The 12,080-nt window shown below is 49.5% G+C and carries 21 protein-coding genes; 1 reads left to right on the top strand and 20 read right to left on the bottom strand.

Annotated elements, in window-relative coordinates; all coding sequences use genetic code 11:
- Positions 1-67 precede the first annotated feature (67 nt).
- The 17 genes from rpsH to FYJ60_RS08215 form a co-directional block, all read right to left on the bottom strand.
- A complete protein-coding gene (gene rpsH, locus FYJ60_RS08295; RefSeq protein WP_154458206.1) occupies positions 68-469 on the bottom strand; it encodes a 30S ribosomal protein S8 in 402 nt (133 codons plus the stop codon).
- A 23-nt stretch (positions 470-492) separates the two neighbouring features.
- Complete coding sequence (locus FYJ60_RS08290; protein ID WP_154458205.1) at positions 493-678, bottom strand: type Z 30S ribosomal protein S14; 186 nt, start codon at positions 676-678, stop codon at positions 493-495.
- 19 nt (positions 679-697) lie between these two features.
- Positions 698-1,237 carry a 50S ribosomal protein L5 gene (gene rplE, locus FYJ60_RS08285; protein WP_330579156.1) on the bottom strand — a complete coding sequence of 180 codons (540 nt, stop codon included), beginning with the start codon at positions 1,235-1,237 and terminating at the stop codon, positions 698-700.
- A gap of 14 nt (positions 1,238-1,251) precedes the next feature.
- Positions 1,252-1,560, bottom strand: a complete 309-nt coding sequence (gene rplX / locus FYJ60_RS08280) for a 50S ribosomal protein L24 (RefSeq protein ID WP_154458203.1) — start codon at positions 1,558-1,560, stop codon at positions 1,252-1,254.
- An 11-nt stretch (positions 1,561-1,571) separates the two neighbouring features.
- Entirely contained in the window at positions 1,572-1,940 is a 369-nt protein-coding gene (rplN, locus tag FYJ60_RS08275) for a 50S ribosomal protein L14 (protein WP_154458202.1), read from the bottom strand.
- A gap of 30 nt (positions 1,941-1,970) precedes the next feature.
- Positions 1,971-2,228, bottom strand: coding sequence for a 30S ribosomal protein S17 (gene rpsQ, locus FYJ60_RS08270; RefSeq protein ID WP_330579155.1), 258 nt, complete (start codon positions 2,226-2,228; stop codon positions 1,971-1,973).
- Positions 2,229-2,263: 35 nt separating this feature from the next.
- The gene (rpmC, locus tag FYJ60_RS08265; RefSeq protein ID WP_330579154.1) at positions 2,264-2,473 is read right to left on the bottom strand and encodes a 50S ribosomal protein L29; all 210 of its coding nucleotides are present in this window, start codon (positions 2,471-2,473) and stop codon (positions 2,264-2,266) included.
- Entirely contained in the window at positions 2,463-2,900 is a 438-nt protein-coding gene (gene rplP / locus FYJ60_RS08260) for a 50S ribosomal protein L16 (protein ID WP_154458200.1), read from the bottom strand. Before rplP ends, rpmC begins: the two co-directional genes overlap by 11 nt.
- Positions 2,901-2,902: 2 nt before the next feature.
- Positions 2,903-3,559 carry a 30S ribosomal protein S3 gene (rpsC, locus tag FYJ60_RS08255; protein WP_154458199.1) on the bottom strand — a complete coding sequence of 219 codons (657 nt, stop codon included), beginning with the start codon at positions 3,557-3,559 and terminating at the stop codon, positions 2,903-2,905.
- Between the two features lie 11 nt (positions 3,560-3,570).
- Positions 3,571-3,957 carry a 50S ribosomal protein L22 gene (rplV, locus tag FYJ60_RS08250; protein ID WP_154458198.1) on the bottom strand — a complete coding sequence of 129 codons (387 nt, stop codon included), beginning with the start codon at positions 3,955-3,957 and terminating at the stop codon, positions 3,571-3,573.
- A gap of 28 nt (positions 3,958-3,985) precedes the next feature.
- Complete coding sequence (rpsS, locus tag FYJ60_RS08245; RefSeq protein ID WP_154458197.1) at positions 3,986-4,267, bottom strand: 30S ribosomal protein S19; 282 nt, start codon at positions 4,265-4,267, stop codon at positions 3,986-3,988.
- 11 nt (positions 4,268-4,278) lie between these two features.
- Positions 4,279-5,124, bottom strand: a complete 846-nt coding sequence (gene rplB, locus FYJ60_RS08240) for a 50S ribosomal protein L2 (RefSeq protein WP_154458196.1) — start codon at positions 5,122-5,124, stop codon at positions 4,279-4,281.
- Positions 5,125-5,194: 70 nt separating this feature from the next.
- A complete protein-coding gene (gene rplW / locus FYJ60_RS08235) occupies positions 5,195-5,494 on the bottom strand; it encodes a 50S ribosomal protein L23 (RefSeq protein WP_154458195.1) in 300 nt (99 codons plus the stop codon).
- Entirely contained in the window at positions 5,494-6,114 is a 621-nt protein-coding gene (rplD, locus tag FYJ60_RS08230; protein WP_154458194.1) for a 50S ribosomal protein L4, read from the bottom strand. The genes rplW and rplD overlap by 1 nt, the downstream gene beginning before the upstream one ends.
- A gap of 29 nt (positions 6,115-6,143) precedes the next feature.
- A complete protein-coding gene (rplC, locus tag FYJ60_RS08225) occupies positions 6,144-6,779 on the bottom strand; it encodes a 50S ribosomal protein L3 (RefSeq protein ID WP_154458193.1) in 636 nt (211 codons plus the stop codon).
- Positions 6,780-6,919: 140 nt separating this feature from the next.
- Positions 6,920-7,237 (bottom strand): 30S ribosomal protein S10, encoded by a 318-nt coding sequence (gene rpsJ, locus FYJ60_RS08220; protein ID WP_154458192.1) that lies wholly within the window; start codon positions 7,235-7,237, stop codon positions 6,920-6,922.
- Positions 7,238-7,871: 634 nt separating this feature from the next.
- A complete protein-coding gene (locus FYJ60_RS08215; RefSeq protein WP_154458191.1) occupies positions 7,872-8,978 on the bottom strand; it encodes a hypothetical protein in 1,107 nt (368 codons plus the stop codon).
- A 124-nt stretch (positions 8,979-9,102) separates the two neighbouring features.
- Here FYJ60_RS08215 and FYJ60_RS08205 point away from each other — a divergent pair, with 124 nt between their 5' ends.
- Positions 9,103-9,972 (top strand): GNAT family N-acetyltransferase, encoded by an 870-nt coding sequence (locus FYJ60_RS08205; RefSeq protein WP_235903367.1) that lies wholly within the window; start codon positions 9,103-9,105, stop codon positions 9,970-9,972.
- Here FYJ60_RS08205 and FYJ60_RS08200 read toward each other — a convergent pair.
- From FYJ60_RS08200 to dnaB, 3 genes are all read right to left on the bottom strand, one after another.
- Positions 9,956-10,165 carry a DUF1858 domain-containing protein gene (locus FYJ60_RS08200; RefSeq protein WP_154458190.1) on the bottom strand — a complete coding sequence of 70 codons (210 nt, stop codon included), beginning with the start codon at positions 10,163-10,165 and terminating at the stop codon, positions 9,956-9,958. The genes FYJ60_RS08205 and FYJ60_RS08200 overlap by 17 nt on opposite strands.
- 193 nt (positions 10,166-10,358) lie before the next feature.
- The gene (locus FYJ60_RS08195; RefSeq protein WP_154458189.1) at positions 10,359-10,532 is read right to left on the bottom strand and encodes a DUF362 domain-containing protein; all 174 of its coding nucleotides are present in this window, start codon (positions 10,530-10,532) and stop codon (positions 10,359-10,361) included.
- Between the two features lie 179 nt (positions 10,533-10,711).
- The gene (gene dnaB / locus FYJ60_RS08190; RefSeq protein WP_154458188.1) at positions 10,712-12,055 is read right to left on the bottom strand and encodes a replicative DNA helicase; all 1,344 of its coding nucleotides are present in this window, start codon (positions 12,053-12,055) and stop codon (positions 10,712-10,714) included.
- Positions 12,056-12,080 lie beyond the last annotated feature (25 nt).

Raw genomic sequence — 12,080 nt, 5'->3', positions numbered from 1 at the left:
TAGATTTTCGGAAAGCGTGTGCAAAACCGCTCTCTGTTTTCAGTTCTCTTGTGCAGGGCAGTATGACTTACCATACATAGGCAAGAACTTCGCCGCCTACCTGCAGCTTTCTTGCCTCTTTATCGGTGATAACACCCTGATTGGTGGAAAGGATGGCTATGCCGAGACCGCCGAGAACCTTCGGCAGCTCGTCCTTGTTCACATAAACACGAAGACCCGGCTTGGAGATTTTCTTCAGACCGTTAATGATCTTCTCATTTCTGTCGGCGCCGTACTTCAGTACGATGTGAAGCGTCTTATATGCTCCGGTCTCTACCAGATCATATTTCTCAATATATCCCTCATTCACAAGGATATCCGCAATAGCGATTTTCATTTTGGACGCGGGTACATCTACGGTATCATGCTTTGCCGTGTTCGCGTTACGGATTCTTGTAAGCATATCTGCAATAGGATCGCTCATTGACATGATTTTATTCCTCCTTTCCTGATTTACCAGCTTGCCTTTTTAACACCCGGGATCTCACCCTTATAAGCTAACTCGCGGAAGCAGATACGGCAGATACCGTATTTTTTCAGTACAGAATGCGGACGTCCGCAGATTCTGCAGCGCGTATAAGCCCTGGTAGAGAATTTCGGTTTCCGCTGCTGTTTAATTTTCATTGACGTTTTAGCCATGAATCCTTTTCCTCCTGTATTACTTTGCAAACGGCATATTGAATGCCGCAAGCAGCTCACGTGCCTCTTCATCTGTCTTCGCTGTTGTAACGAAGATAATGTCCATTCCACGCACTTTGTCAATCTTGTCGTACTCAATTTCCGGGAAAATCAGCTGCTCCTTGATGCCGAGCGCATAATTTCCACGTCCGTCAAAGGCATTCGGATTGACTCCGCGGAAGTCACGTACACGGGGCAGGGCCAGGTTGATCAGGCGGTCTGCGAAATCATACATACGCTCTCCACGAAGAGTCACCTTGCAGCCGATCGGCATGCCCTCACGGATCTTGAAGTTTGCAATGGACTTTTTGGCCTTTGTGATAACAGGCTTCTGTCCGGAAATCTTCTCCAGGTCTCCGGCAGCGGAATCAAGAACCTTGGAATTTTCTTTTGCCTCACCAACACCCATGTTAATGATGATCTTCTCAAGCTTCGGAATTTCCATTCTGTTTTTATATCCGAACTTTTTCTGCAAGGCATCGGCGATCTCGTTTTTATATAAATCTTTATATCTGCTCACGTCTATGCCTCCTATCAGTCAATGGTCTCGCCGGTAGCTCTCGCTACGCGGACTTTTTTGCCATCTTCAAATTTATATCCGATTCTGGTTGTCTTTCCGTTGTGAAGGTAAGCGACATTGGAAATATCAATGGAAGCTTCCTTGTTCACAATCCCGCCCTGCTGGTTCGCCGCGCTGGGCTTCATGCTCTTGGTGATCATGTTCACGCCCTCAACGACAACACGGTGGTTCTTAACATCTACGGAAAGTACCTTTCCCTCTTTATCTTTGTCTTTACCGGCGATCACACGAACGGTGTCACCCTTTTTAATTTTTAATGACATGGCCGCCCTCCTTATAATACTTCCGGAGCCAGGGAAACAATCTTCATGAACTGCTTGTCACGAAGCTCTCTGGCAACCGGTCCGAAAATACGGGTTCCGGTAGGTGTCTTATCATCTTTGATCAGAACTGCAGCGTTCTCATCAAAACGGATGTAAGAACCGTCTTTCCGGTGTACGCCCTTAACCGTACGTACGACAACCGCCTTTACAACATCACCCTTTTTAACGGTACCGCCGGGGATCGCATCCTTGACGGTGGCAACAATGATATCGCCGATGTTCGCATAACGTCTGGTAGAGCCGCCCATAACACGGATGCAAAGGATTTCTTTAGCACCGGTGTTATCAGCGACCTTCAGTCTGCTTTCCTGCTGAATCATGCTGGTATACCTCCTTTAGCATCAATCCTGTTATTTCGCTCTCTCAATAATCTGTACCAGTCTCCATCTCTTGTCTTTGGAAAGGGGTCTGGTCTCCATAACACGAACGGTGTCGCCGATCCTGCACTCGTTGTTTTCATCGTGCGCCTTCAGCTTATATGTGTTCTTTACAATTTTCTTGTAAAGAGGATGCTCTACGTGGTCCTCGATGGCAACAACAATGGTCTTGTCCATTTTATCGCTGACAACTTTACCGACACGCGTTTTTCTTAAATTACGTTCTTCCACGATCTGTCTCCTTTCGAAAACCTGGAAAATCCTGCTCAGTCGGCAGTCTTTGCGCTCTGTGCGATCAGGGTAGAGATTCTGGCAATGTTCTTGCGAACCTCATGAATCCGGCTTGTGTTGTCCAGCTGGTTTGTCGCATTCTGAAAACGCAGGTTGAAGAGTTCCTTTTTAGCAGCTACTAATTCTTCGTTCAATTCCGCAGCTGATTTTGTTCTTAAATCCTCTACGTATTTTTTACTTTTCACTGTTATCACCGCCTTCTGTATTCTCACGGGCTACAATCTTGCACTTGCAGGGTAATTTGTGCATGGCAAGACGAAGTGCCTCCTGTGCGACGTCAACGGGAACTCCGCCAATCTCAAAGAGAACGCGCCCCGGCTTAACAACTGCTACCCAGTAGTCAACAGCTCCTTTTCCGGAACCCATTCGGGTCTCGGCCGGTTTTGCTGTAACCGGTTTGTCCGGGAAAATCTTAATCCATACCTGGCCGCCACGCTTGATGTAACGGGTCAGGGCAATACGGGCAGCCTCAATCTGGTTGGATTTAATCCAGCAGGGCTCAAGAGCGACAAGTCCATACTCGCCGTTTGTAATCTTATTTCCACGGAGAGCTTTTCCTCTCATGCTGCCGCGGAACTGTTTTCTGTGTTTTACTCTCTTTGGCATTAACATAATTATTTATCGCTCCCTTCCTTGTTTGCTTTGGTCGGAAGTACCTCGCCGTTATAGATCCATGCCTTGACACCGACCTTGCCGTACTGGGTATCTGCTTCAGCGAATCCGTAATCAATATCCGCGCGAAGGGTCTGCAGCGGGATGGTTCCCTCGCTGTAGAACTCTGTACGGGCCATATCCGCTCCGCCCAGACGTCCGGAAACAGAAGTCTTGATTCCCTTTGCTCCTGCCCTCATGGTACGCTGCATCGCGGACTTCATGGCACGGCGGAAGGATACACGGTTTTCCAGCTGAAGCGCGATATTCTCGGCAACCAGCTGCGCGTCGCGGTCCGGTCTCTTTACTTCTTTAATATCTACAATCAGTCTTTTGTCGGTGTACTTCTTCAGCTCTTTCTTTACCTTCTCGATTTCCGCGCCGCCCTTACCGATCACGACACCCGGCTTGGATGTGAAAATCGTGATCTTGACACGGTCGGAAGCACGCTCGATCTCTATATCAGATACACCGGAGGTATACAGTCTCTTTTTCAGGAATTTACGGATATTGTAGTCTTCTACCAGGTTGTCCGCGAAATCCTTCTCCGCATACCATTTGGAATCCCAGTCCTTAATTACACCGACTCTTAAGCCGTGTGGATTTACTTTCTGTCCCATGCCTGTCCTCCTTACCTTTCATCCAGCACTACCGTGAGGTGGCTGGTTCTCTTCTCGATGCGATACGCACGGCCCTGTGCCCTGGGCTGGATACGCTTCATCGTCGGTGCCTTGTTTGCGTAGCACTCTGCAACATAAAGGTTCTCTCTGGAAAGTCCGTTGTTATTCTCTGCGTTAGCTACAGCGGACTCAAGGAGTTTTTTGATGACTCCGGACGCGTAGCGCGGGTTGTAGGTGAGGATTCCAAGAGCAGTCTCCACATCCTTTCCGCGGATCGCGTCAAGTACGAAACAGGCTTTCTGAACTGACATTCTTGCATAAGAAAGTTTTGCAGAAGGTCTGGTATCTTTTCTTTCGTTTCTCTCTCTCTTAATCTGGCTTCTATGTCCTTTAGCCATGACAAACAGCCTCCTTTCGTTCTACTCTTTACTTAACACCAGTTTTTTTCTCGTTTCCGCTGTGTCCGCGGAAGGTTCTGGTAGCGACAAACTCCCCAAGTTTATGTCCGACCATATCTTCTGTGATATATACCGGAACATGCTTTCTTCCGTCATGGACCGCAATAGTCAGACCCACGAAGGACGGGAAAATTGTAGAACGACGAGACCATGTCTTGATGACTGTCTTATCTCCCGATGCTACTGCAGCATCTACTTTTTTCAGAAGGCTTGCATCTGCGAACGGGCCTTTTTTTAATGAACGAGACATCGTCTACCTCCTTATTTGCTTAATGTCTTACCGTTTTTTCTACGGACAATCAGTTTATTGGATGCTTTGTTTTTCTTTCTGGTCTTCAGGCCCATCGCAGGCTTGCCCCACGGTGTGCACGGACCCGGACGTCCGACCGGAGCCTTGCCTTCGCCGCCGCCGTGCGGATGGTCATTCGGGTTCATAACCGATCCACGTACATGCGGACGGATGCCCATATGACGTTTTCTTCCGGCCTTACCGATATTTACCAGATTATGCTCTACGTTTCCAATACCGCCGACTGTCGCACGGCACTCCAGCGGAACCATTCTCATCTCACCGGAGGGTAAACGAAGTGTCGCGTATTTTCCTTCTTTTGCCATCAGCTGGGCGCCTGCTCCCGCGGAACGAACCATCTGTCCGCCTTTTCCGGGATGCAGCTCAATGTTGTGAACCTCTGTACCTACAGGGATGTTCGCCAGCGGCAGGCAGTTTCCGGGACGGATTTCCGCGTTCGGACCGTTCATGATCTTCCAGCCGACTTCCATATTCTCGGTAGCCAGAATATAGGACTTTGTTCCGTCCGCATAAGCAATCAGGGCGATGTTCGCGGTACGGTTCGGATCGTACTCAATGGCTTTTACAACTGCCGGAATATCGTCCTTGATACGCTTGAAATCGATCATTCTGTATTTCCTGCGGTTTCCGCCGCCATGATGGCGTACCGTGATTTTTCCCTGGTTATTACGTCCAGAAGTTTTCTTCAGGCTGGAAGTAAGAGATTTTTCAGGAGTGGATTTCGTGATAACCTCGAAATCATATCCTGTCATCTGTCTTCTGGAGGGTGTATATGGGTTATATGATTTGATTCCCATGTCAGTTCTCCTTTCGATGTTTGGTATCGCGCGTCGCCGCGCCTAGTGTCCGGAATGAATTCCGTATGATTTACAGACCCTCAAAGATCTGGATTTCCTTGCTGTCCTCGGTAAGCGCAACGATTGCCTTTTTTGTCCTGGCGGTTTTTCCGTAGGTCGCCCCGCGGCGTTTTGTCTTGCCGTCCTGGGAGATGGTGTTCACGCTTTTTACCTTTGCGCCGTCGAACATCTTTTCTACCGCTTCTTTGATCTGGGTCTTATTTGCTTCCGGATGAACAAGAAATGTATATTTCTTGTCGCTCATCTCGTTCATGCTTTTCTCTGTAATCAGAGGTTTGAGGATCACATCATAGTACTGAATCGCTGCCATTATGCATATACCTCCTCAATCGTCGCAACACTGCTTCTGGTGACAATCACAGTGTTGTATTTCAGAATATCATATACATTGATCGTAGACGGGGAAGCGGTTGCCACACCCTCAATGTTTCTTGCGGAAATCTGGACATTCTCGCTGTCCGGATTAATAACGATCAGTGCATTGTCTACCTTCAGGGCGTCCAGAACATTCTTCATGTTCTTTGTCTTGATCTCGCCGAACTTCAGCTCATCAAGAACAACCAGCTTGTTGTCCTGTACCTTGCTGGTAAGGGCGGACTGCAGGGCAGCTCTCTTTTCCTTTTTGTTCATTTTGAAGCTGTAATCTCTGGGAACCGGAGCAAATACAACTCCGCCGCCGGTCCACTGGGGAGCTCTTGTAGAACCCTGTCTTGCGTGGCCGGTGCCCTTCTGTCTCCAGGGCTTTCTTCCGCCTCCGCTGACTTCGGAACGGGTTTTTGCCTTCTGTGTTCCCTGACGGTTGTTCGCAAGCTGCTGTACAACTGCCTGGTGAACCAGATTTTCTTTTATTTCTGCGCCGAAAACGGCATCGGAAAGCTCAATGGTTCCGACCTCTTTGCCTTCCATATTATAAACAGATACGTTTGCCATCTGTATATTCCTCCTTTCCAGTAAAAGGGTTATCTGACTGTCTTAACGCTCTCTTTAACAGTAACCAGGGACTTCTTCGGTCCCGGTACGGAGCCTTTCACAAGCAGCAGATTGTTTTCCGCGTCAACCTTTACAATCTCCAGATTCTGAACTGTGATCCGGACACTGCCCATATGACCTGCCATATGTTTACCCTTGAACACCTTGGAAGGATCGGAACAGGAACCGTTGGAACCTGCGTGACGATGGTATTTTGAGCCATGGGCCATGGGTCCTCTGGACTGGCCGTGTCTCTTGATGGCGCCCTGGAATCCTTTTCCCTTGCTGACAGCCGTAGCGTCAATGTGATCGCCCGCCGCAAAAATGTCAGCCTTGATTTCCTGCTTTACTTCATAGGAAGAAGCATCTTCAAAACGGAACTCTCTGAGATATCTCTTTACCGGAACCTCTGCCTTGTCAAACACGCCCTTTTTCGGCTTGTTCACCAGTTTCTCACGGATGTCCTGGTATCCCACCTGAACCGCGCTGTAGCCGTCGTTCTCTTCCGTCTTAACCTGTGTTACCACGCAGGGGCCGGCCTGAAGGACAGTTACCGGAGTCAGGATGCCGTCTTCATTGAAGATCTGGGTCATACCAACCTTGGTCGCCAAAATTGCCTTTTTCATTTTTACCTCTTTCTCAGCATCGGAGTTCCCTTCCGGAACTCATACTGCATCTACAGCGGAACTTCTTCCATCCTCCCTTTCGGGTTTCCCAGCCGGATTTGAAAGTTCATCCTAGAGTTTTCCAAATAACACCTGTGTTTTTACTTGTTTTTCATCTTAATGTCGATATACACACCTGCAGGCATCTCCAGACGGGACAGCGCGTCCACGGTTTTCTGGGTAGGAGTGATGATATCAATCAGTCTCTTGTGGGTTCTCTGCTCAAACTGCTCACGGGAATCTTTGTACTTATGAACAGCACGGAGAATGGTAACCACTTCCTTTTTGGTGGGAAGCGGAACCGGGCCGCTTACAACTGCCCCGGTCTTTTTCACCGTATCAATAATTTTTGCGGCAGATGCATCAACTAACTGATGATCATACGCTTTCAGAGTGATTCGCATTACTTGACTTGCCATAAAAAAAGTCGCCTCCTTATCGCACTTTTAATTGAAGTACGGCGGTTGGTGACTGTACACATGTCCGTGTGTGTCCTGTTGTAAGACTCGCACGTTGTTTCCACCTTTTATCCGGTGGACTATCAGTTGTACAGTGACGTTCGCCAGTATCAAAGACTTGACATTTGCTCCACGGAGTTACCAGTCTGGGAATGAACTGCAATCTCACGCTTCATCGCTCTTATGTCACAGCGTCAATTATCATACAATCATTTCCCGACAAATGCAAGAGTTTTTTCAGTGTATAAGTCCAGTTTCGGAGCAAAAACTTCCGGGCCGCTTGCGGACCAGGAAGCTTTCGCTCCAGAAACGACAACAGGAATGAGCGTGAAGCCGTGTGAAGCACGGCGGGAACGCGAATTCCTGTTAGCGATGTGAAAGCTGCGTAGCAGCGTAGCAGCGCGGTGGACTTATACACAATTACTTGGCCGCACCAGGAATGAGCGTGGAGCCGTGTAATACACGGCGGGAACGCAAATTCCTGTTAGCGATGCGAAAGCTGCGTAGCAGCGCAGCAGACTGATACATATCCCCTGACGACAAAAGGAAAGAGCGGATCCGCTCTTTCCTTTTCAAATTACCTGAACACTTCTATCTATAAACTGTCCGAATAATCCACCAGTGTAACTCCTGTGGTCTCATCCTTCTTCAGCTTGGGATCCAGGCCGTCCGCATAGGCTTTTTCCAGAAGCTCTTCTGCGGTGTGCGCCGGCATGGCAAGCTCGATCTCGTCTCTTGCATCCGTATCTGCCTTCTGTGCGCTGTCCGGTTTCTCCGGCTGCTGCAGCGTGTAATCCTCGCTTGTCCTGTTAAGCGGCTGATTTTCCAGGGCTGCCTCCAGAGCTGCCTGCACATCGGGCAGAGAATCTGTCCCGATCTCCTTTTCTTCCGGTTCCAAGTCTTCCTCCCCCTGCGCTGAAGAATCTGATATTTCTGTCATGCCGCTGTCCGGTTCGGGCTGTAGCTTCGGACGGGTCTTTTCTGTCCCCGGACGTTTTCTTCCGGACGAACTTCTTTCCTTTTCGTCCTCCTCGTCATAATCCTCATCGTCATCGTCCGGACGGCGTCTGTCGGAACGCCTTTCCGCTTTGCTGCTCTTTGTCTTTCTGGCACTGTCTTTTTTATGTTTCTTCTTATTATATTTTTCCTCTTCTTCACGGTCTGATTTTCTTTTCTTTTCCGCCAGATCCGTATAGAAGGTGTCATCGTCCTCCTCCGGCTCCTCCTCGTCCTCATCGTAATCATCCGAGCCTTTCTTGAGGATCTCCGCGATAATAAATACAATGATAATCAGAGCCAGTACGGCGGCCAGAACAATAAGCCCGGTCACGCTCTGCGTGGCGATTGACAGAAAGCCGATAAACGGCACTGCCGCCAGAACATGGAGATAATTTCTGGAGACGGTCGCTGTCCTTCCTGTCCCCCCGGTTACCGTGATGACGCCGCTTTCCGCATTGTAATCCGTAACGGTAAGAACATTCAGTTTATTAGTATCAAGCTCCAGGATTTTCTGTCCTGCAGCCAGGGAAGAAACATCTTCCTTCTTTGAGTATACGGCAGTTCCTACCTTCTGATTGCTGACTGTTGTTTCCTGGACAACCGTCACATCAATTCCAAGGAACTGCGGAATAATAAGTCCCGCCCCTGCCGCGATAAACACTGCCAGCATGATACCTACGATGAATTTCAAAAATTTTGACATCGTTGTTTCCCCTTATATAAGCATTTGCGTACAATCCCGCATATTGACAAAATTATACCCCCAAACAGGAGGGATTGCAAGGAAGGGCTTTCACCTTTACCGGCAATCTGCTATGATTGTCACCATGAACAGCAGAACAGAAACAAAAATAATTGAAGATCTTTCTCTGAATGCCTGGCCCTCTCACCAGATGCAGCTGTATGACGGATGGATTCTCCGCTTTTCCTATTTTTACACACACAGGACAAACTGTGTGGAACAGATCGGACCGTCAACACTCCCCATACCGGAAAAGGTCCGGTACTGCGAGGACATCTACCGGCGCTGGGGAACCCCGGCCATCTTCAAAATCACGCCGCTGACGGATCCGGACTTCGACCGTTTTCTGGAAAACAGGGGATATGGCAAAGAACACATCAACCACATTATGCGGCAGACCTTCCCCTTCTGCGGTGCTCCCGATGAGAAAACCGGGGCAGAGTCCCTGTGGAGGCTTCCGTATCCAAGACAGCTGCTGGAAGAAAATTCCGGTGAACAGGGCTTTGCCGTGACCGTTCATCCGGACCCGGAAAAATCGTCTGTCACGCTGGAATGCACTTCCTTTATCCCGGACGCCTGGATTGAAGGCCTGTTTTCCCTGAAGCATACCACCAATGCCATGCACCGCAGAGTGGTTCCTTCCATGTACCGCGCGATTCCCAAGGACACCATCTGCGTCGCCCTGCGGGACGGAAAACAGATTATCGGGACCGGACTGGGAATTCTGGACCGGGAGTATATCGGCATCTATGCCATTCACGTGCACCCCGGCTACCGGCGACGGCATTACGGCCGAACCATCGTCTGCACCCTTCTGCAGAAGGGACGGATGCTGGGAGCCGAAAAATCCTATCTCCAGGTTGTGGACGGAAACACACCAGCGGAACGGCTCTATTCCTCGCTGGGATTTTCCTATGCCTATACCTGCTGGTTCCGCGTCAGGCAGTTGCTATGAAATCATTCAGCTGCTCGACCAGCGCGTTGACGCCTTTTTCGTCAAACCCGTGTACCGCGCAGGCTTCCTCCAGAGTCTCTCCGTATGCGGCCTCACAGGTAATGCAGTGCATGCCCTGACCCATGAGAATATTCGCGATCATCGGATCTATCTGCAGAATTTCCGTTATGGTCATATCTTTTCTGATTTTCATTTTGATCTCCTTTTCCCCGCGCCGCGGGGCGAATAACGTACTATTCCCCTTTGCCGCCTCAGCACTTTTCTGTCCCGCCAACCGCTGGCAGACTGCCTGCTGGCAGATCCATGGCAGATCAACTGCCGGAAAGGGCAAAAAGAAAAGCTGCCGAAAACGGCAGCTCCTATCATGGATTTCTTTTTCTGAAATTTTATTCAGCTTCGGAAATAGCGCCGGTCGGGCATGCCTCTTCACATGCGCCGCAGTCTACACATGTATCAGCGTCGATGACATATTTTCCGTCTCCCTCGCTGATCGCATCTACCGGGCACTCACCTGCGCAAGTTCCGCAGCTAACGCAATCATCACTAATAACTCGTGCCATTTCAAATTACCTCCTTGAGAATTAAAGCGCCATAGAGTTCATCACTTCTCTACATGCATCCCATTCTAACCCAAGGTTCCGGCGAAAACAAGTATATTTTTCGATACAAATATCCCTGTTTTTCAAGAAACTTTTCCTGTTCCTGCCATCAGGCCGCCGCAGGATGCAGAAGCCCTGTCTTACTCTCTTCTTGGCTCCGCGTTGACAAATTTTGTGTAATCCGGCAGCCATGCCAGATTGACGGTGCCAATCGGGCCGTTTCTCTGCTTAGCGATAATCACCTCGCAGATTCCCTTGTCCTCGGAATCCTTGTGGTAATAGTCGTCTCGATAGAGGAACATCACCACATCCGCATCCTGCTCAATGGCTCCGGATTCACGCAGGTCCGAGAGGATAGGCCGATGGTCCGTCCTGCTTTCCACCGCACGGCTGAGCTGGGACAGCGCGACGACAGGAACGTTCAGCTCCCTTGCCAGCGCCTTCAGGGACCGGGAGATCTCGGAAATTTCCTGCTGCCGGGAGTCGGAATTTCTGCTCCCGCTTCCAGTCATCAGCTGCAGGTAATCGATCATGACAATATCCAGCCCGTGTTCCAGCTTATATTTCCTGCATTTGGTGCGCAGCTCCCGGACGGTGATACCGGGGGTATCATCTATAATCAGATTTGACTGTCCGATGATCCCGGCGCTCTCGATCAGCCTTGTCCAGTCCTCGTCTTTCAGGTTTCCGTTCCGGAGAGCCTGGGAATTGACGTGTGATTCCATGGCAAAGAGCCTGTTCATCAGCTGGTTCTTGGACATCTCCAGACTGAAAATAGCCACAGAGCGGTTCTTCCGGAACGCCATGTACTCTGCAATGTTCAGTACAAAAGCCGTTTTCCCCATGGAAGGACGGGCGGCAACAAGAATCAGGTCCGAAGGCTGAAACCCGGACGTCTTGAAATCCAGATCCGTAAACCCGGTGGCAAGTCCGGTTACATTCCCCTGTGTCCGGGATGCCATCTCTATCGTTTTGATCGTATCAATAACAACCTGCCGGATGGGGACAAAGTCCGTTGTATTTCTCTGCTGAAAAAGATTAAAGAGTTTTTTCTCCGAATCATCCAGGATATCGTCCACCGGTTCCTGATTCAGATAGCAGGTGTTTTCAATCTCCTCTGTTGTCCGGATCAGCTTTCGGAGCGTGGATTTCTCCTTCACGATGGACGCGTAATTTTTAATATTGGCGGAAGTCGGCACGGCGTTCAGAAGATCCCTGACATATTCCATATCGGAAATTTCCGGAGGCACATTTTTCTCCCGGAGTCTGTTCTGGAGCGTGACGATATCAACCGCTTTTCCCTCATTATACAGCTCCACCATGGCATCAAAAATAATGCCGTACTGCCTCTGGTAAAAGTCCTCACTGGTCAGGATTTCCGACGCAGAAACAATGGCCTCTCTGCTTAACAGCATAGAACCGATGACCGACTGCTCCGCCTCCTCGCTGTGGGGTAGTATTCTTTTTACAGCCGCTTCTTCCATCCTGACTCCCTGCCTGTTCCGGTAC

Origin of the sequence: Bilifractor porci, from assembly GCF_009696005.1 — a bacterium.
Taxonomy (GTDB): Bacteria; Bacillota; Clostridia; order Lachnospirales; family Lachnospiraceae; genus Bilifractor; species Bilifractor porci.
Note: the sequence above shows the minus strand (reverse complement) of the source record. Positions and strands in the feature narration are given on the sequence as shown.